This is a genomic window from Paraprevotella clara YIT 11840 (assembly GCF_000233955.1).
GTDB lineage: Bacteria > Bacteroidota > Bacteroidia > Bacteroidales > Bacteroidaceae > Paraprevotella > Paraprevotella clara.
The window spans coordinates 14430-35007 of record NZ_JH376628.1 but is presented as its reverse complement, the minus strand read 5'-3'; the positions used below and the strand labels follow the sequence as shown (position 1 = coordinate 35007).

Genomic DNA, 20578 nt, shown 5'->3' with positions numbered 1-20578 from the left:
GATTTATATGTTGTTTTGGGAATCATAATTAGTGGAATTGCTATCGCATTTATCATTAATACGATGTTGACATATGGTAATGTTATTAAAACAAACCTTTCGAATGATTCTTGGTTAAATTTTTGGGGAAGTTATAGTAGTGGAATTTTTGCTGTTGTAGTAGGTTATCTTGCTATTATTTATAGTAATAGAAATAGTGAGAAAGTTATTATGCAACAAGATAAACTGTTAATTCATCAACAAAATATTAAAAAGTTGGATGAGTATAATGACTGTCTAAAAAATAATTTGGCTTTACTTAATATAGTAGATGTTATGGGAATTACAGTTGGTCTTGACCATCAGAATATATCATTATCTAAATCAGAAATATGTCAAATGAAAGGTCGAATCTATGCAACAGATTTGCGGTATAGATATGTGTTTGAAGTTGATGTACAACACCAGAAAACAAATTTAGAAAAGACTTATGAAGAATGCTGGATTAAAGCACGTATTGGACTATCGGATTTATTGGATCAAGAACTCTCTTTTATAGAACGTGTTAATCAAAACAGATATGATATTCAAATAAAAGAGAATAATATGCATCGAAAAAATATCTTATTGGAATTAGGTAAACAAGCGGTAGATATAGAAAAGAGAAAGTTATTTCTGCAAGAGATTAAGGATGTTAATATGGAACTGGAACGATTAGATAAAAAAATATTTCATACTATGATGATGTTGATAAGATGACCACTTCGATTAAAGATTTTTCGCTTGAATTAAATAGTACTATAAAAGTCTTATTTGATATTTCTTTATTGCTTATTAAAGAGAAAGAGGCTCAACTAAAATTAGAAAAATAAGGGTTTAGTATATATATTAAGTTTTAGAATCATTAGTGTTCCATTAAAATTGGTCCGAATTAAAATTTAAATAAACTTGGCCCATTGGGTCCGAATCGTTCTTTGTCATTTTGAAATTTAGTTTTATCAAAGGAGTCTTTCAGATGAGTTTTATCCGTCAATGAGATGCTCAATATTTGTAGTACTTTGTATGTACTTTACTAGTCTACATACTAAATAAGGCACGCTATATTTATATTTCTGCAATTCTATATGATAAGAACTGGTAAGTTTGACTTTTTTACGATATCGGAAGTGGTAAGGTTTATGAAGAAGTTTTCCTAATACTGGCGTTTCCTCCTAATCAAATATGTCTATACAGATTTTCTGGTAGTTGAGGAAGGCTTGCTGTTAAACACATAATAAATAAAGCTTGTAAATAGAGAAGGCTGAAGAATGAAGTCATAGAATTTAGCATATGATCTTTTCTTTTTATCACTGAACTTATCGTTTTTCATTAATATTCTGTAATTTTGCCACACAATTGAGAAATATATAAAATATGGTAACTATATATTGCCTTAAAGTGTGATCCTTGTTAAGCAGTAGGATATAGAAAATATAAACCTTCTATAAATCGTATAATCGTGTATAGAGGGTTTTGCTGTAAGATAGTATATAGTCACTTAATATTTTTGCCCTAAATAATATATAATGTATAGTCATGGATAAGGACATAAATCGTATCAAAGTAATGTTGGCAGAGAAGAAGCGCACAAACAAGTGGCTTGTAGAACAATTAGGAAAGGATCCTGCTACAGCATCAAAATGGTGCACGAATGCAGCATAATCCAGCCTCGAGACTCTACTTCAGATAGCAAAGGTGCTAGAAGTAGGGGAAGAAGAGGTGCTCGTTTATCCTTCAAAGATGTGACAATAACATATAAGAAATATACTGATGGATTTCAAACAAAATAACTTCGAATAACATTCATGCAAGTAGAAGAAATAATACAAATATTACGAGAGTCACCAAGCATACGACTCATAAAATCAAGAAGTGTGGATTTCTTCTTGTCTTTTGTCATTGAGGCGTTTGAGGGACAGTCGGCTATAATGCAGGAACGCTTCACATGCTACTGGAGAACCGACTGGATGAGCAGGAAAATGCGTTGGTGGAGGATAATCTTGAAATGACAAGACTAGGGGAGTCGAACGAACAGAAAGCAAAACGACTCATCAAAGACTGGACAGACAAGGGATTCTTGACCAACTATCAGAACGAAGAGGGAGAGGTGATATACGAGATTTCGTCGCACACAAGCAAACTGATGGATTGGGTGGTGAGCTTGAAAAAAGAGGATTACATCGGTACGGAATCGAAGTTCAAGACGCTGTTTGCCCAACTGAAGGAATTGGTTGAATACTCGAATGAGAACCGCGAGAAGCGACTGGAACTGCTCCGAGCCAAAAAAATGGAGATAGAGCATCAGATTCAGCAACTGGAGATGGGCGAAGAGGTCGAGGTGTATGAGGACTACCAGATAGAACCACGATACAATAGCTTGAATAAACTGGCTAAGGAGCTGCTTAGCGATTTCAAGGAGGTGGATGACAACTTCAAGGGGATTATCAAAGAGATATACGGGCGCCAGACAGACAATGCGGAGAAGAGATGATTCGCTACATAATAATTGAGCTCCTCCGGATCTTGTATGATAGTATCGATTAGCTTATGAAAATATAAGGTCAACTTTGCCAAGAAATCCCTTTGCCATTCATTGGGAAAATTGTTACCAACTCGGTTTATATATCGAGAATAATTCGCAATAGTAAAATACGAGTGTTTCCCATCCGTGAATTGTATGGTGCGATTTTCTCTGTACCTGGCGGAGCTGATATGATACCATACCGTTTCTCTGGGATTTGACAATTCCCAATCCCGGAGGTATTCTTCCGTGCTCTCATATTCTCCGTCTGCAATCGACGCTTCGCAATCTCCCCATTCTTCCTGAGTAGGGCGGGGCAATTCGATATAAAATCCTCTGTATTCATTGTCACCCATCTCTTCCAGTTGAGCAAATTGCTCCTGAAGTTTAACTAACATCTTCAATGTATCGTTATCAACCACGATTTCTGTATCGCGCCCGCTTCCGAGCTGTTCGAATATCGCAGCATTCAATCCGCATTCTTTTGCCAAGTCTATGAAAAGATGCCTGGTAAAGATTGTCTTCTTATGTCGTTCCATATCTCATTCGTTTTCAATCGTTAAAAATTTCCCCGGATCAAATCCATTGATTACATGCTCGTTTTCAAATGTATATCCCATCTGGTTGCAAATCACTTTTGTACTCCCGATTTCTGTGTCGATATTGGTATGCGAATGTCCGTAAATCCAAGCATTGATCCGGCTGTTAGCGATCAGGTCTCCGTATTCACTGGCAAAGGCACTGTTCAATACGGAACCTTTATGCTGAGGAGCAACAACCTGCAAAGTAGGCAGGTGGTGAGTCACGACCACTATGTGTTCTGCCGTACTTTCGGCAAGACTTTTTTTGATATGCCCTAAACAGAAGTCATGCATCTGATTATATGCTTCCGTTTGGAGCAGTTTCCCTTTGTACATGGTCTGACGGAAATCGTTAAATCCTTTCCAAACGAAATATTCGCCTGCCGGTTCGACATGCGACCAAAATGTGCTCATTATGAAATCGGTATCGTCTATTCTCAATACTTGATTTTGATAATAACCGACATTCTCTTTGAACATCCATCGCCATTGTAATCCCCGTTCCATCACATCGCAATAATTGTAATATTCATGGTTCCTGGGAACAATAAGAACCTGCCTATAGTTTTTAGATGCCCATTTCCAGAAATTCCCCAAAGGAGCCACTCTGTCTTTCAGATAGAAAATGTCTCCGGCCAATACGAGTATATCACCCGTTACCGGAAATCTGTTTTGTTTTATGTACCTGCTGTTCTCCCTGAACTCAAAATGCAGATCGCTCATATATTGTATTCTCATATTACTTATTTTTATTTGCTTGTTCAACCTGTTTTTGGATTATCCTCTTTACCAGCTCAAATGAGACCGGAGTAAAGTCATTATTATCCACTCCCACATCATATTGCATCGGAAAGAGCATATCCAGCCGTGAAGTGTCTTTTTCCCGTATTATTCTTGCTCGTATGCACATGCCCGAACAGTTGCCACATATTCCTGTAAGCACCTCCATAGCAGAGGAACGGATAGTGGTTCAGGTAGATTTTCTGCTTGTCGACCTCTATGTACATTTGCATGCTTGTCAATTCAAACCTGCTGGCGTACCCTTGCCTGATATTTTTTAGATCATGATTACCGAGAATGAGATAGATTTTTCCATTCAGTCTGTTAAGAATCTTGGTCCATTCATGGGATCCTCCCAGGCCCCCCCCAGATGAAACACGATATCATCTTGACCAACTACCCGGTTCCAATTTTCGATCAGCGTTTCATTCATATCTTCTACATTCTTGAATGGCCTCTTGCAAAAGTCAATGATATTCGAATGATAAAAGTGCGTGTCCGATGTAAAATACACCTTGCTTCCGTCAAACTTGTAATTCATTTTGCTCTCTTTTGTGCACATTGCTGTGCGGTTAATTAAAATTGGTTGTTCTTGTGCTCATTGTACGGAAATGACGGGAGAGGAATTGCACGGAGCAAACAGTCACCAATGGGCATAAAACAAAATAGTCGGAAAGTTCGGTAAGGACTCTCCAACTATTCTGTTGTTTATTTTAAGATCAAGATACGAGCATCTATCGCATCTTATCTCCTATATCTGTTCGTTGGAAAGTATTTATGATATTCTCTGGCGTTTCAATGCTCCAAACATGAAGAACATACGACTGAACTTCGAAGCATTTGTTGCCTCGAATTGTCGTTTGGGATAATATGTTCATTCTATTTTGTTGCATTGTAAATTTTCAAAAGAGGCGCAAATGTACAGAATAATTTCGCAATACTCCAAATATTTTTCAGTGAATTCTTTAAATTACCCTATAAAAATCACTGATATTCAAATATACAAATCGCTTGATTATCAGAATCTATTTTGGCTGAAAAAACAATTCAGTTCTATTCGAATATTATCTGTAATTTGGATAAGTTTTAGTGGTACTGATAAAATTTGCCTATTTATCACTGTTAAATTGTATGAGGGACAGAATTTTGTCCCTTGTATCCGTTCAGGGAACAAACGGGGGACAAAATCATGAAAAATTGATACAATACTTTATTATTCCTTTGCATTTAATGTATTGATTATCAATGTCATCTAAGTTGGACTGTTTCTTCTTTTACTTTCTATTGTATATTGTGTAATATGCTGATAATCAATTTGTTGTATATTGTTATTTTCCGATGCAGCATATTTACATCACTGATTATCAGTGACTATTCATTTTAATCGGTACAACCTCTGTTTTGACAAATACACAGAATGTAGGGACAAATGCAAACCGTTGTATTCCATTGTTTTGCATATACGTGTTGTACCGCCTCCTTTCAGCCCTTTTGTGGAATGTCCGCTATCAGATTCAACGTGTTGAGCGATAGAGCATTTCCGCATGGATGTTACAGAACGCTTGATGAATACAAAGGTAGTGTTTTTCTTGGAATTTCTGCGGTTTGCGGTGGGATTTTTCTAATTTGCTTGGAAAAATGTGCTAATATAAGCAATTTTCGTTTGGAAAAATGTTGTAGTGTGTGAGTTATTCGTTCTGAAAAGTGTGATTGTATTTGGTTGTTTGCTTGAAAAAATGTATTTTTGCGTTCGGAAGAAGAAGTTCATATTATGCTAAAAAGAAAAATAAAAACATATTTAGTCGATTGGAAAAAGTCAGAGGATAAAAAGCCTCTTGTGATAAAGGGTATTCGTCAATGTGGAAAGACATACATTGTTCAGAAATTCGCAGAGGAGAATTATGAAAATGTGGTTTATATGAACTTCATTCTCGAACCCGACAAAAAATTCGCCTTTGCTGGCAATATAGATGTTGATACCATTATTCTTAACCTTTCGGCTTTGATTCCGGGCAGTCGTTTCATTAGCGGAAAAACATGTATTATACTTGACGAGATTCAGGAATGTAAGGAGGCAAGGACAGCTTTGAAGTCATTCCATATAGACGGCCGTTTTGATGTTATTGCCACAGGCTCACTTTTAGGAGTGAAAGGTTACGGTAAGAATAAAAAGAAGAAGGACGAAGGGGAAGGACAAGGACAAGATTCCGTTCCTGTAGGGTATGAGACCGTGATTGATATGTACCCATTGGATTTTGAGGAATTTTTATGGGCGAACGGAATTAGTGATGTGGTTATTGATTCTGTCAAATCATGCTTTGAGAATGAGCAGATAGTTCCAGAGGGAATTCATAAAGCAATGATGGAACTCTTGTACAGATATGTCATTGTTGGGGGGCTGCCGGAAGTGGTGAACTGTTTCCTTGAAACGAAGAATATCGAACTTATATATAAGGTGCAGCGTAATCTTATTGCTGAATATGAAGAAGATATGGTGAAGTATGCGGACGATGCAGACAAACCTCATATTCGGGAATGTTTTGAATCTATTCCGAAACAATTAGCCAAAGAGAACAAGAAATTCCAGTATTCCATCGTCAAGAAGGGAGGAAGGGCTTCGCAATATATCGGTAGCATTCAATGGTTGGAGGATGCTGGGATAGTCCGTAGATGCTATAACACTCAGATTACAGAACTGCCATTAGAGGGTAATTCCATCAAAGAATGCTTTAAAGTATATACCACCGATATAGGTATTCTTATGGCAATGCTTGATTACGGTACACAGGCAGATATCCTAAAAGGCAATCTTCTTGGGTACAAGGGGGCTATCTTTGAGAATCTAATGGCTGATTTCTTATGCAAGTCCGGGCAAAAATTATACTACTTCCATAAGGATAGCGGGCTTGAATTGGATTTCTTGGTGAGATTCAAAGGTGAATGCGTTATCCTTGAGGTCAAGGCAAAGTCTGGAAAGGCAAAAAGCATGACTACGGTTTTGAAGAACAAGGATGTGTATCATGTCAAGAATGCAATCAAGTTGGGACAATATAATGTAGGACGTGAGGGAGAGGTACTAACCATTCCGCTATATATGGGATTTCTTGTTAAGGACAAGATTGCGGATGCTATCATTCCTGATGTGGATTTAAGTTTATTGACTACTATTTAATTTTATAGATTATGGCAAAGCAGATATTATTGGGAATCAGAGAGCAGAATTTGAATGAGGTGGCTCATTACCTTATGGTATACTTTCCGTATGATGAGGAAATGAGTAGTTATACCGATGCATGGATGGGGGAACTATACGAAAACAAATACCCATTGGTTTCTAAAGGAATGTGGTCGGGGATAATCAATTTGAAGACTCATAAACTTTTGAATTGGAAGTCGGAATACGGAGATTTATATCTTCAAGCCAAAGTATGTGATAGTGGAACATATTTCTTGCTTGATAAAGATAAAAAGGTTATATGTAAAATAGCTGATTATGTACCTAACGGATTAATACCGGAGACAACAGATTGTGGCGATTATATCCGTTTAAGAATCAACAATGATGGAACAATAGAAAATTGGCCTGAAGAACCAAGTTTTTCTGATTTTCTTGAAGATGCTGATACCGTTGAGAAAATTGACACGAGTATTGAAGAAGAACCCATACTTGATGCTAAAATGGAATTCACTTATAGTCAGCTTATGGCAAAATTGCTCCGTCTTCCCAAATTCTTACAGATGGAGATAGGAAAAACATTGATAGCTAATGTATTAGAAGGATTTGAGGAGGAGGAAGAAGAATAATATTAACTGAACATATTGATTGTTTTGAAAAAATATGGTACATAATATATATATAAAATGTAATACCTGTGGAACTCCTATTAGGTTGAGGATTCAGCTGGATGGGAGTATATATAGGTATGATTTGCCTATTCACGTTTGTTGTCCTAATCCGAATTGTGGTGATGAGTTTGATTGTCATTTTAATCATAAGCAAGGAATATTGCCTAAATGGTTCGTTGCATCTGAAGAGGAAACGCCTAACTACATAATAAGTTATTCACCGCAACTGCCTATATCTTCGGATATTAAATATGGAGTGGGTCAAACATTCATGTTAACACCATTCTTGGCTCTTGGTATCTTATATACTCCACCTAAAGTATCTCATTTTGGTGCGTATATGCAAACAATACTCAAAGAGGTGTACCCCTATCGTACTTTGCTGAAGGAGTTGATTCCTATACTAAAGAAGAGGAATGTGATGGCATTTCAGAAGAAGATGATGAAGATAATGGAGTTAGAAAATAACAAACGTGATCTATCTTCAATCAAAGAATGTCATGATGCCTATACTGATTTTGTTGAGTCGTTAAGAAGAAGTTTCTCTTCCCCTGAGTACGAAAGCAATGCTTCTGGAGGCGTATTAGAGAAATGTATTCACTCTATACATTCGCATTCCAAAGAAGAAATTCAGGCACTTATGGATGTTGTAAAGCGAACGACAAATATCCAAAAGTGGAAGGAAGATGCTATGCGCTATTTGGGCTCGTTTTTAGAACATTCTGAAAAGTATTATCCAGTGATGTTCTTTATTCAAGTGGGTGATATAACCATACCTCACGCTATTGATTTCATGATAGACACCATCGATGTTGATTCGGTGCATGTTGATTTTAGTAAGTCATTTAACTTGTTAAATGATATGTTGCTGTTGCCTGTTGGTTTGTGTAATATGGATTTAACTGAAGATTTTAACATCTTTCCAAATGCTACTACAGGTATGAAAGGAATCAATGGATTATCGGAATTTGCCAAGCTTCCAGATGGCTTAAAAATCGAGAAATTAAGCGATTACGGTGTAATAGAAAAGTATCTTGCAAATTGTTTTAACTCGCATGTTAGAAACGGAATAGCACACGATAATACTATTTTTTACACAGATACACAGATGGTAGAGTACTATTATAAGATGAATGACAATGAAACGTACGAAGATTACCGTTTGATAGATGTGGCAATCATGACATTTGTCAATACTCTGCATGTAATGGAAATGTTTGTACTACTAAATACAATATCAAAAAAGTTATGACAATAGAAGAAAAAATACGAGAAAGACAGATTAACCTCAATAATAACTGGCCTAAAATCACCGATGTTGAGACAGAGGCCATGAATTATGTTAGGGAGCGTTTAGCAGATAAAGGGCTTAAGCAGATATTATCCACTGTCAAGATGGATAAAACGACTGCTTTTACTGCACTTGCTTCAGATAAACAGTTGGCAAAGATATTCTCATCCTTTCTGGATGTATATGACTCTTTGCCATATCATCCAGATTTGGCGTTTGATGCCGCGTGGAGATCTTTGGAGTATTCTATCAGGGTATATGCTGATAGAGCCTGGAGATATAAAGAAGACAAACCTCTTCATGATATATTCCCAAAAATTAGTTCGGAAGTTGTCGAGTCTTTGATTAATAAGGAAGCCGATTTAAAAGATGCATTTGAATATCTTGTAAGCAATACATCTATTTCCGCAGCACGATATACAATTGTTCGATTATTTTATGCTAAGCAATTATCTGAGGCTCCTCAGATCAAATTTGTACGTGAAAGAGTAGAAAAAGTTCTTCCAAAGGATATGCTTGAAGCCATTGAAAAAGTCTATATGGATGGAGAGGGGCGTATGAATGCAAGGAATGTAAAAGATGTTGCACGAAGGCTTATCAGATTACTTAATGGTCAGGACATTCAAATAGGCGACACTTCTTACAAACCAATACCGCTATGCGATAGAATTGAGTTACTTATTAGTGGAATACTATACACTAGTAGGTGCGAGAGATTTCACGGGGACATATACTCGCCATTGAAGAGCAGCAAGACAACCTTGCTAACTTATTATGAATATTATTTCCTTGCGTTAGCATCAATGCTATTTTTCTGGGTTGCATTTTATAAACTCATAGAGCGTAATGGTAATGATCAATGTGTTAAGTTTTCCAACTTAAAGGAATCCGTGATTACGACCATAGATCGAATGAACGATATATTATCAAACAAATAGAAATAGCCTATGTTTGAAAGAGCAAAATTCTATTCGCTTCATGACCTTGGCAATACTATGGAACTGCGTAGAGTACAGGATGTTCTAGATGCGTATAAACCTGGATTAAGTTATGATAATGTTAACGACGTTTTGGAGTTGTATAATGCTAAGTTGTTTATTGATAACGGACTAGCATTGAAGGTTTGGGATGATACAAGAATAATGTCTTATGTTTCTTTAGTTAGTGGTTTTGGTAAAGACATAGTCAGTTATTTCCGCAATACCACCAATTTGGTAGCATTACTACAATCACTAAATCATGAATATCATCAAGATTTTTGGGATGTATTTGAGAAGTTTGGACTTCTTGATTTGCTCTCGGATGATGTCTTGAAGGCTATTCTGGAGCAATTCCCCAATGAGATAGAGAATATTTTACATTGTGAGAAAATTGTAAGACAAAACGATGCAGTACTCTCAGATTTCTTGCGTACGTACATATATACATCAGTTCTTCTAGTCAATGCATTTTATGTGAAGGATATGACTGAGGACGCGAGAAAGTTATTCATTCCTAAGTCACTAACAAATAGCCAAAGAGAAGGGATTATAGATGACTACCTTAGTGGTAACATTGCTAATCTCGGTGTAGTGAGAATAATTATGCAGTCACGAGATGTTGATGGCTTAAAACTAAATTCTAAGATACGATTGAAGGCTAGAAGATTGGAATCATCTCTTGCAACCATTCCCGAAGGGGCAATAGTATCTGCTATTCAAACTGGGTTTTCGATAGAGTTTAAGAAGTTTAATAATATCCAACGTGAAAGACAATGGATTGAAAACTTAATATGGAAGTTTGAGTACAATGAGGATTATCTTGATTTGCTTGATGATACAAAGTTGTTAGAGTCGTTCAGAACCCTGTTTTCTTATTTCTATACTGATGGCCTCATAGCATTGAGCAATGACAGAAACCAAGATAATATTTTCGAGAAGATAACCCATACAGAAGTAAAGGGTGTCTATCTGATGAATGATATATCGCGTATGCGGAATAATATAGCCGTTTCCCAATTGGCTATGTTTGACGGATATCTTAGGAGAAGAGGAAAGAACCTCGAAGGACTTATTAAAAATTACTACGAAAAGCATTTGAAGGAAGTTTATGGTTATCCAGCCCCTAGTCTTAGTATGCCTAAGGATGATGACACGTACGCAAATAAGAATAAGTGCATAGCTCCAGAGATGGAAGCCGTCATAAAGCAATATTCACTTTATGTGGAAGAAGGTGAGATAGACCCTGAACTATTGGAGATGGAGTATTCATTGCCAATAGCTCTCGGAAAGAGTCTGTTGAATGGCAAACATAAGTATGCTGTAATCAAAGAAGGTTCGAATGCAATATACGGTCCATTGTTTATGCTGTTCTCAGATCAGTCACTTCTTAGTTTCGTCGATCCATATAAGGATAGCGACTATCATACCCTTTTTGACTTGCTAAATAATATCGGTAGAGTGCCATATAGCAATTACGAGGAGCATCAACGTCCACACATAGACTTTTTGATTGGGGCTGGTTTGTTGGCAATTGACAATAGTTTCGTTTGTTTCGGGAATGTACCAAGAGTGTCTGCCTTATCCAAGATATGGTATCACAAAGAAATTTCTTACTACCATTGTGAACCAGAAGTTAAAAAAGAGGTAGATAAGATGGTAGATGAGGGTTGGCTTAAATATGACGATTATCTGTTGAGTCCGGAGGAAAGACATTACATAAACTTCTATCTCAACTCTGTAGAATATTCAAATGGACTGCAATTAAGGAACCGTTATTCTCATGGTGCGACATCATGTATCAATGGTGAAGCAGAGCATAGGAACGCATATTACAATTTTCTAATGATGTTTGTCATTCTCCTTTTGAAAATAGACGAGGATTTAAGCATAAATGCGTTCTTGAATGCTCAACTTGAGAATAATAACTGAGCTGAGGCTCATATTATGACGCTTGGACAATAATATGGATGACGGCAGTAATAACGATAGAGGTACTTCATCTTAGTTGGGTTTACTTATGCAAAGTGAGCAATACCCTTAGTCTTAGGAAATCCGAAGTACATCTGTTGTGGCTGGAGATAGAGCATTAAGTAAGGTGAATAACTCGTGATGAGTATCTAAGTTGGTGCTTGATGCGTAGTTCTGCATGGTAAACAGTGCTCTCCGATAGGTTCACATTTATGAGATTAACAATATCGGATAATAGCGATTGCACTTGCCAGTTGAATTTGTGTATGTATAAATAATATTAAATCTCTATTTTTGTCTTCAATAGAATCTGTGCCATCACTTTTCTATCGTTTTAATCGGAATATACTGAATAGTAGTTGGTTATAAATACACCTAATGAGAGAATATAAACAAAATAGTTGGAGAGTCCTTACCAGACTTTCCAACTATTTTGTTTTATCCCCATTTGTGATAGTAACTTTATGATGCTTTTCTGTCTTTTCCGTCTGATGGGGCAATTGATAAATAGATTATTAACGTGCAGTGATGCACATAAATTGAGAAGAAATGAAGATACAATATATGAGTGACCTGCATTTGGAGTTTAGTGATAACAGCAGGTGGTTAAAACATAATGAATTACCTGTAACAGGTGATATTCTGGTTCTTGCCGGAGATATATTTTACTTGAAAGACAAGGTTGCACCTTTGACGAATTTCTGGAAATGGGCATCTGCCAATTATCGCCAAGTACTCATTGTACCCGGAAACCATGAGTATTACAATTATTGTGATGTGATGGATAGGGGATTGCAATGGAAATGGATGTTCAAGGACAATGTAGGGTATTATCAAAATCAAGTGGTACGGATAGATGATACAGATTTTATCATGAGTACTTTGTGGTCTCAGATTTCTCCTGCTGAAGAATATTTTGTTTGGAAGGGTATGAATGATTTTCGTCAGATAATGCATCAGGGTAAATTGCTTCAAACGGATGAGTTCAATCAGATGCATACTTTCTGTTTGAATTTCATCAAGCAAAGTCTGGCAGAAAGTACAGCAAAACACATTGTGGTTGTGACACATCATCTTCCGACATTGGAGGTGGTAGCTGATCATCATAAAGGTTCTGTTCTAAACAGTGCATTTGCCACTGATTTGAGCGAGCTTATATCCTATAGTCACATTGATGCTTGGATTTATGGGCACTCACACACCAATATTGATACTGAAATAAATGGTACAAAGGTTGTCTGCAATCAGATGGGATATATCTTTCAAAATGAACATATAACCAATGGCTTTGACCCAAGTAAATATTTTATCTTGTGATAAGTGATTGCTTATCCAATAAGTAGTCTTATGCCTCAATGTGTCATATAGTAAATAAAAACGGATGGATTTATATACTATATGATATGTTGAGGATTTGGGTTGGGTAAATAGGTATGCTACCGATATTCCGAATAAATATCTTGTAACGTATCATAGAATCCCCAACCGCAATCCGATACGCTGTCAATAAGTTTTTCGATACGTTCGTAATAGTTGACTAACAATCCGTTGAGAAAGATAAAGCGCATAGCTTTGTCGAAATTACCCTCTAATGTTGTATAGAATTGTTCCCACATATCGCCAAATTCAAGTGTATATTCACATCCTTGCTCAATGTAAAACAGCATCAAATCTGCAACAAAGGTTGGCTCTGGTTTTAGCTTCTGAAAATCAGAAATGACTTTTCTGCATTTTGCAAATGACGGTTTTTCGGAAAATCCACGGGTTGGGAAGAACTCGTTTTGGATTGCTTTTTTGCATTTTTCCAATTCAGCATTACAGTCCGGGGCAAGATAAAACTCCAGATAGTCTTTTGCTTCTTTACGTGCATCGTATAGTTCCAGTACGATGTCTGCTATCTGTTCTTTGGTAAGTGACAACAGGTATTTCTTCAGTTTAGCTTTTGACATAATTAAATTAAACGGTTATATTTATGCTAATTATCAGATTGCATCCCAATTATAGAGCAATGGTGTGCGTTTTTCACTTTCGATTGAACTATCCCAATTTTTCGGATAGTTGCCTCTTTTTGTATGTTCTCCTGATTCGTAAAACTGTCCAAAATGTTAGTTGATAGTTCGTGCATCCACTCCAAGCAAATCAGCCATACGTGTTAAATGTATATTCTCCACGTTGCAAAATGAGCCAAACTCTTATTTGACCATTTCAACCGTATGGTTAAAATGGTCTGCTGTATTGAGTCCTTTATGATTGGCTATCGCAATGGATTTGTTTATTGTACGTGTGAATTTTTGATAGGTACTATAACCTAACGTAATGCACAAATCACGAGAAGTCCAATACTCTGAACCACTTTCATTTTGCTTTTTTATCTGCTCAAAATCAGAAGGGATAGGGGATATACTACTTTCTTTCATCATCCTTATTACATTTTAGAATTGCGAAAACTTACTTATACAAATCCGGTCTCAATTCCATATTATGCTTCTTGATAATTTCTTCCATAAGAGAGCCTTTCGGGACTATTTCATAGGAATAGGCTCTTTCAAATGCTTGTCGTCCGGCATCTGTCATAAGTCCTCGGTCTTCAAGATTTATACAGCGTTCTTTGTTTAACTCAGTCCAATGACTTCTTTTGCGACGAGGTGAAAGCCGTTGTGCGAGACGTCCGTCAGGCAATTTCTTTATAGTTGAATCAATCCATCCGAAGCATAATGCTTCCTCAACGACCTCAATGTATGGAATACATTTGTATGTGGGCTGTTTAGAGCGTGAAGTGATAACCCAACACGATTTCGCTTGGTTGTGGTTATCCTTCAGCCAATTCCTTAGCTCGTTGCGGTCTGTGAAGTCCAGTAGATTGATAATTTCCATTTCTGCCTCTTGCTTGTAATTCAATTGTTTTGATGAATGTGAGGTATAACTCATTTGAGTATTGCCTTTTCTTAATGCAAATATATGCTATTATCAAATATAATTCGCTATATTTGCACTATAAAATCGAGTCAAAGAATGAAACTGAATAGAATAAAGGCTGTATTATCTGAAAAAGGTATATCTCAAACATGGTTGGCTAAGAAACTCGACAAGAGTTTCAGTATGGTAAATGCTTATGCGTGTAACAGGATTCAACCGAATTTGGAAACGCTTCAGCGGATTGCTGAGATCCTACAGGTTGATTTGAAAGATTTGATAACTGATAAAAAAGAGAGACAACAATAGAATTAATAGGTCTGATGGTTTTGGTTTCATTTGTAATCTATGAAAATTAGAAAAACATTGGATGCCAATATGCTAACTATTAAGAAAAACAACTAATAACCACTCATAATAAGGCAAGGATATGGCAATACAAAGCGAAGCTGCTTTAGAGAATGGACTTATCGCCACTCTCCGCAAAATGAACTACGAGTATGTTCAAATTGTGGAAGAGGGAAATCTTATGTCTAATTTCAAACGTCAACTGGAAATCCATAATAAAAAGCAGTTGGCGGAATTAGGTCGTACTGAATTTACCGAAGCTGAATTTGAAAAGATACAGATATATCTTGAAGGAGGAACACGATTTGAGAAAGCCAAGAAACTTCGAGATTTATTTCCTTTGGAAACAGAAAACGGACAACGTATTTGGGTGGAATTTCTTAACCGTCAGCATTGGTGTCAGAATGAGTTTCAGGTTTCCAATCAAATCACGGTGGAAGGTCGCAAAAAATGTCGTTATGATGTAACGATTCTTGTCAATGGTTTGCCCTTGGTGCAGATAGAACTCAAAAGACGTGGCATCGAACTCAAACAGGCTTACAATCAGATACAGCGTTACCATAAGACTTCATTTCATGGTTTGTTTGACTATATTCAACTATTTGTCATATCCAATGGTGTGAACACCCGTTATTTTGCCAATAATCCTAATAGCGGTTATAAGTTCACGTTCAACTGGACGGATGCAGGAAATGTGCCGTTTAACGAACTTGACAAATTTGCCGCATTCTTTTTTGATAAATGCACGTTGGGCAAGATGATTAGCAAATACATCGTGCTTCATGAGGGAGACAAATGCCTGATGGTGCTTCGCCCATACCAATTCTATGCCGTGGAAAAAATCCTCGACCGTGTGGTGAACTCCAATGACAACGGTTATATCTGGCATACTACAGGAGCCGGAAAAACGTTGACTTCATTCAAGGCAGCACAACTGGTTTCAGAATTGGACGATGTGGATAAAGTGATGTTTGTGGTAGACAGGCATGACCTTGACACGCAAACGCAATCGGAATATGAGGCGTTTGAGCCCGGTGCTGTGGATAGCACAGACAATACCGATGAGTTGGTTAAACGTCTCCAAAGCAATTCCAAAATTATCATCACCACGATACAGAAACTCAATACAGCCGTTAGCAAAACATGGTACAGCACGAAGATTGACGAAATCCGCAACTCTCGTATCGTGATGATTTTTGACGAATGCCACCGCAGTCACTTTGGTGACAGCCATAAGAACATCATGAAGTTCTTTGTGAATGCGCAGGTATTCGGTTTTACCGGCACACCCATATTTACGGAAAATGCGGTAGACGGGCATACAACCAAAGAAATATTTGGTAATTGTCTTCACCGTTATCTGATAAAGGATGCCATTGCCGATGAAAATGTATTGGGTTTCCTTGTGGAATACTATCATGGTAACGAACAGGTTGGAAACGGAAGTGAAAACCGCATGACGGAAATAGCCAAGTTTATCCTCAATAACTTCAATAAGTCCACATTCGACGGGGAGTTTGATGCTTTGTTTGCCGTCCAGTCAGTTCCTATGCTGATACGCTATTACAAAATATTCAAAGAACTCAATCCGAAAATCCGCATTGGGGCTGTGTTCACATATGCAGCCAACAGCAGTCAGGATGATGAGCTTACTGGAATGAACTCAGGGAACTATGTAAGTGAAAGTGTTGGTGAAGCTGACGAGTTGCAAGCCATCATGGACGATTATAACGAGATGTTCGGTACTTCGTTCTCTACTGAAAATTTTCGTGCCTACTATGATGACATCAATCTCCGTATGAAGAAGAAGCGTGCCGACATGAAGCCGCTTGACCTCTGTCTGGTGGTGGGTATGTTCCTTACTGGGTTTGATTCCAAGAAGCTAAACACGTTGTATGTGGATAAAAATATGGAGTATCATGGCTTGATACAGGCGTTCAGTCGTACCAACCGTGTGCTTAATGAAAAGAAACGCTTTGGTAAAATAATCTGCTTCCGTGATTTGAAAAGCAATGTTGATACAGCCATTCGTCTGTTCAGCAACAGCAACAACCCAGAGGAAATTGTTCGTCCGCCATTTGAGGAAGTAAAGACAGAATATCAACAGCTTGCTAAGGATTTCTTACAAAAATATCCCACTACTTCAAGCATCGACCTTTTGCAAAGTGAAACGGATAAAAAGGATTTCGTGTTGGCGTTCCGTGATATTATTCGCAAACACGCAGAAATTCAAATTTACGAAGATTACGATGAAAGTGCGGATGATTTGGGTATGACGGAACAGCAATATATGGATTTCCGAAGCAAATACCTTGATATATATGACAATGTGATTCCAAAACCACAGCCATCTGCCACGCCTGCATCAAATGACGAACAAGGTGGAGAGGATGCGGATGGAAGTTTGGAAGACATCGATTTTTGTTTGGAGCTTCTGCATAGCGACATTATCAATGTGGCATACATCCTTGAACTCATTGCAAATCTTGACCCATATAGTACAGATTATGCCGAACGCCGTCAGTCCATTATTGACACGATGATTAAGGATGCCGAACTGCGAAGCAAAGCCAAACTGATAGACGGTTTTATTCAAGAAAATGTGGATGATGATCGCGATAATTTCATGGCCGGGAAACAAAAGGCTGATGGTACTTCCGAATTGGAAGAGCGGCTGAACAACTACATTACCAAGAAGCGTACCGAAGCCATCCATACCTTGGCGCAAGAGGAAGATATTGCTCCCGAAGTGCTGAATCATTATTTGTCTGAATACGATTATGTACAGAAAGAGCAAACAGACATCATAAAGGATGCGCTGAAAGAGAAACATCTGGGATTGATAAAAAGGAACAAGACATTAAAAAGGATAGTTGACCAATTGCGTTCGATTATCCGTACATTTAGTTGGGACTAATATATATTTTATGGATTATCATTGGAATGACATTCGCACTGAGTTCTCTGATGCACAAAATAGCACGTTGCCGGAGAAAGATTTTCAAAGCCGTATAAACTCCATCTTTAAGTACTACCTAAGATGGGGCAATAATATTGTGTCCGAAGAAAGTATTCATATTGGTTCTGCCCAATCCATTCGTCCTGACTTTGTTCTGTATGAAAATGGTGTTGCTCAGGTTGTAATAGAAGCTAAAAGACCAGTTCACTCTCAAACAGAAAGAAACCGGGAACAACTGTACTCGTATATGCGACAAAAGAAAGTAGATTTTGGCTTATATATCGGTGAGTGCATTCAACTTTATTATGATAATCCAAATGATAAAGATTTTCCCAATTTGATCCTTACCATCAAATACGATGAAATGTCAGCCAATGGAACTGATTTTGTAAAATTGTTTGCTTTTGACTCATTCGATGAAGTGAATTTAAGAATGTTCTGTGAACAAAAGTTGACCGAAACTTTGGCAGAACTAAAACTTTTGTCGGATCGTAAAGAATTAATTTCTAATGCAAGTGACAACTATATCAAAAAATTGATAAAATCCGATTACTTGTCACAAGGTTATACTTCTGATTGGGTTGATAAACTCTTAGATGGTCTACAAATAAGTATATCCGAAAATATAACTACACTCCCAATCACAGATAATGAGACAATAGTCACCCAAGTAACACCCAAAAGCCATCAAAAGAAAGGTTCTGCTTTAGATTATACACATTATACTATTGACGGGCAAGGAGATTTTGGCAAAGGAGAGCTGGCTTGGGAGTGCTTTAATCTATTTCAAGCACAAAATCCGATGATATATCAGGAATTACTGAATGTGTTTGGCAATAAAGTCTTGTCTTTGAGTGAAATTGCAGAGTGGAAGAAGACGACTACCGATAAGAGCAAAGATAGACGTTGGTTTGAAAGGAAACCGTTTGTTTCAAGCGATGGTATAGAATATGCTTTAACTACACAAATAGGGAAAGGCAATATCGATTTCTTTATAAATTTGGCTAAAAAGCTAGGTCATTCAATTACACCCAAATAAGATGTACTTATGAAATCACTAGAACCTGGTTATGTATATATATTGACCAACCCAAGTTTCCGTGAAGACTGGGTAAAGATAGGTAAAAGCACTCGTCCTGTGGATATTCGTTCCAAGGAACTTGATAATACCGCAGTGCCTTTGCCCTTCGAGATTTTTGCTACAATGAGAACCGTCAAATTCAATGAGGTTGAGAAACTCGTGCATAAGACCATAGACCGCTTGACGGATCTTCGCATTCGTCAAAACAGAGAGTTCTTCAATGTTGACCCCAAGGTTGCACTTGACATCTTCAAGGATATTGCACAAACTATTGACGATGCTATTGTAACGGAATACGAAGACAACAAACCGATTGTCATAAAAACCGACCAAAAAGATGATAAAGAAGATAAAAGGATTGCAAAGCGTGGTCGTTTCAAATTCAGTATGGTCAATATAAAAATAGGAGAACTCATCACGTTTGTTCCGACAGGGTTACAGGTAAAAGTGGCAAGTGACGACTCCATCGAATATGATGGACGCATTTATAAACTTTCTCCATTTGTCGGAACATATATGCCGGAAGATAAACGTAATAATTCCGGAGCATACCAAGGGGCTAAGTACTTTTCATATAACGGTGTTGCCTTAGATGATTTACGCAAATTATTTGAGCAAGAAGTAATAGAAGAAAATGATTAAGATAATAGACAGTCTATACCTTACAGAAGAAGGCTGCTGCATTAAGAACAGAAAGTCATATCCTGTACATATCCGTCAAGGAAGCCTTGACGGTGCTTGCTCCATATATTCTTTGATGATGTATTTAATGATATTAAAGACAATTAGAAGAAATGAGTTGGAGGATTTATATGATAACATCAAAAAATCATCAGAAACCGAGAATTTATTTCACGAGTTTTTTGACAAGCACGGATTGCTAAGAAATGGATTGTATTTTCATGACTTAAAGAAGTTGATCAATCGTGTCTATGGGAGTGTGGTTACTGTTGTTAGTAAAAATGAGGACGATGAAGAATTTCAATGTGATGGCTTTATACATCAAATAAAGTCAGTCCTCGATACTGACAGCCCTATAATGTTAGGAATTGATTACAAAGGAGGCGGTGCCCATGCTGTATTAGCAATAGGATATGAGGCAGATGTCAATGGAATGTTTAATATCTTCTGTTTAGATCCGGGATATGATTCTAATCCAACATCATATTGGAACATAGTAATATCATTAAATTCATTTAAAGGTAAGTACAAGCATCAATGTTTGACTCACAATCCATATAATTGTCCCATAATATATATATCAGAAACATTAGTAATAAGCAAGAAATAAT

The 20578-nt window shown here is 37.2% G+C and carries 17 protein-coding genes and 4 pseudogenes; 14 read left to right on the top strand and 7 right to left on the bottom strand.

Features of this window, described 5'->3' with window-relative positions:
- Window positions 1-15 precede the first annotated feature (15 nt).
- Window positions 16-738, top strand: coding sequence for a hypothetical protein (locus tag HMPREF9441_RS14845; RefSeq protein WP_008622599.1), 723 nt, complete (start codon window positions 16-18; stop codon window positions 736-738).
- 172 nt (window positions 739-910) lie between these two features.
- Here HMPREF9441_RS14845 and HMPREF9441_RS18425 read toward each other — a convergent pair.
- Window positions 911-1048 (bottom strand): annotated as a pseudogene (locus HMPREF9441_RS18425) (IS4 family transposase); the annotation flags it as partial.
- 506 nt (window positions 1049-1554) lie between these two features.
- On the opposite strand from HMPREF9441_RS18425, the pseudogene HMPREF9441_RS19095 reads away from it, so the two are divergent.
- Window positions 1555-1764: pseudogene (locus HMPREF9441_RS19095) on the top strand (helix-turn-helix transcriptional regulator).
- Between the two features lie 199 nt (window positions 1765-1963).
- Complete coding sequence (locus HMPREF9441_RS14835; protein WP_008622597.1) at window positions 1964-2509, top strand: DUF3375 family protein; 546 nt, start codon at window positions 1964-1966, stop codon at window positions 2507-2509.
- Window positions 2510-3081: 572 nt separating this feature from the next.
- Here the strand turns inward: HMPREF9441_RS14835 and HMPREF9441_RS14825 are convergent.
- Window positions 3082-3858, bottom strand: a complete 777-nt coding sequence (locus HMPREF9441_RS14825; RefSeq protein WP_008622595.1) for a metallophosphoesterase — start codon at window positions 3856-3858, stop codon at window positions 3082-3084.
- Window position 3859: 1 nt separating this feature from the next.
- A pseudogene (locus tag HMPREF9441_RS18055) lies at window positions 3860-4441 on the bottom strand (metallophosphoesterase).
- A gap of 1230 nt (window positions 4442-5671) precedes the next feature.
- Between HMPREF9441_RS18055 and HMPREF9441_RS14815 the strand changes: the two are divergent.
- The 6 genes from HMPREF9441_RS14815 (at window position 5672) to HMPREF9441_RS14790 (ending at window position 13302) form a co-directional block, all read left to right on the top strand.
- A complete protein-coding gene (locus tag HMPREF9441_RS14815; protein WP_008622592.1) occupies window positions 5672-7072 on the top strand; it encodes an ATP-binding protein in 1401 nt (466 codons plus the stop codon).
- 11 nt (window positions 7073-7083) lie between these two features.
- Window positions 7084-7704 carry a hypothetical protein gene (locus HMPREF9441_RS14810; RefSeq protein ID WP_008622591.1) on the top strand — a complete coding sequence of 207 codons (621 nt, stop codon included), beginning with the start codon at window positions 7084-7086 and terminating at the stop codon, window positions 7702-7704.
- Window positions 7705-7738: 34 nt separating this feature from the next.
- Window positions 7739-8998, top strand: a complete 1260-nt coding sequence (locus HMPREF9441_RS14805) for a hypothetical protein (protein ID WP_009388835.1) — start codon at window positions 7739-7741, stop codon at window positions 8996-8998.
- Window positions 8995-9975, top strand: a complete 981-nt coding sequence (locus HMPREF9441_RS14800; RefSeq protein WP_008622589.1) for a hypothetical protein — start codon at window positions 8995-8997, stop codon at window positions 9973-9975. Before HMPREF9441_RS14805 ends, HMPREF9441_RS14800 begins: the two co-directional genes overlap by 4 nt.
- Before the next feature lie 9 nt (window positions 9976-9984).
- Window positions 9985-11946, top strand: a complete 1962-nt coding sequence (locus HMPREF9441_RS14795; RefSeq protein ID WP_008622588.1) for a hypothetical protein — start codon at window positions 9985-9987, stop codon at window positions 11944-11946.
- Between the two features lie 588 nt (window positions 11947-12534).
- Entirely contained in the window at window positions 12535-13302 is a 768-nt protein-coding gene (locus HMPREF9441_RS14790; protein WP_008622587.1) for a metallophosphoesterase, read from the top strand.
- A gap of 119 nt (window positions 13303-13421) precedes the next feature.
- On the opposite strand, the gene HMPREF9441_RS14785 is transcribed toward HMPREF9441_RS14790, so the two are convergent.
- The 4 genes and pseudogenes from HMPREF9441_RS14785 to HMPREF9441_RS14775 all read right to left on the bottom strand — a co-directional run bounded on the left by HMPREF9441_RS14785 (window position 13422) and on the right by HMPREF9441_RS14775 (window position 14913).
- Complete coding sequence (locus HMPREF9441_RS14785; protein ID WP_008622586.1) at window positions 13422-13934, bottom strand: DUF6155 family protein; 513 nt, start codon at window positions 13932-13934, stop codon at window positions 13422-13424.
- A 36-nt stretch (window positions 13935-13970) separates the two neighbouring features.
- A pseudogene (locus tag HMPREF9441_RS19295) lies at window positions 13971-14135 on the bottom strand (RhuM family protein); the annotation flags it as partial.
- Window positions 14136-14177: 42 nt separating this feature from the next.
- Window positions 14178-14405, bottom strand: a complete 228-nt coding sequence (locus HMPREF9441_RS14780) for a hypothetical protein (protein ID WP_008622585.1) — start codon at window positions 14403-14405, stop codon at window positions 14178-14180.
- Between the two features lie 28 nt (window positions 14406-14433).
- Window positions 14434-14913: a YdeI/OmpD-associated family protein gene (locus HMPREF9441_RS14775; RefSeq protein ID WP_008622584.1), complete on the bottom strand. Its 480-nt coding sequence runs from the start codon at window positions 14911-14913 to the stop codon at window positions 14434-14436.
- A gap of 84 nt (window positions 14914-14997) precedes the next feature.
- Here HMPREF9441_RS14775 and HMPREF9441_RS14770 point away from each other — a divergent pair, with 84 nt between their 5' ends.
- The 5 genes from HMPREF9441_RS14770 (at window position 14998) to HMPREF9441_RS14750 (ending at window position 20577) form a co-directional block, all read left to right on the top strand.
- On the top strand, window positions 14998-15207 hold the full coding sequence (locus HMPREF9441_RS14770; protein WP_008622583.1) for a helix-turn-helix domain-containing protein: 210 nt from the start codon (window positions 14998-15000) through the stop codon (window positions 15205-15207).
- Window positions 15208-15328: 121 nt separating this feature from the next.
- Window positions 15329-18163: a type I restriction endonuclease subunit R gene (locus HMPREF9441_RS14765; protein WP_008622581.1), complete on the top strand. Its 2835-nt coding sequence runs from the start codon at window positions 15329-15331 to the stop codon at window positions 18161-18163.
- Between the two features lie 10 nt (window positions 18164-18173).
- Entirely contained in the window at window positions 18174-19244 is a 1071-nt protein-coding gene (locus HMPREF9441_RS14760) for a type I restriction endonuclease (RefSeq protein WP_008622579.1), read from the top strand.
- 9 nt (window positions 19245-19253) lie between these two features.
- Window positions 19254-19928, top strand: coding sequence for a GIY-YIG nuclease family protein (locus HMPREF9441_RS14755; protein ID WP_008622578.1), 675 nt, complete (start codon window positions 19254-19256; stop codon window positions 19926-19928).
- On the top strand, window positions 19921-20577 hold the full coding sequence (locus HMPREF9441_RS14750; protein ID WP_008622577.1) for a hypothetical protein: 657 nt from the start codon (window positions 19921-19923) through the stop codon (window positions 20575-20577). The genes HMPREF9441_RS14755 and HMPREF9441_RS14750 overlap by 8 nt, the downstream gene beginning before the upstream one ends.
- Window position 20578 lies beyond the last annotated feature (1 nt).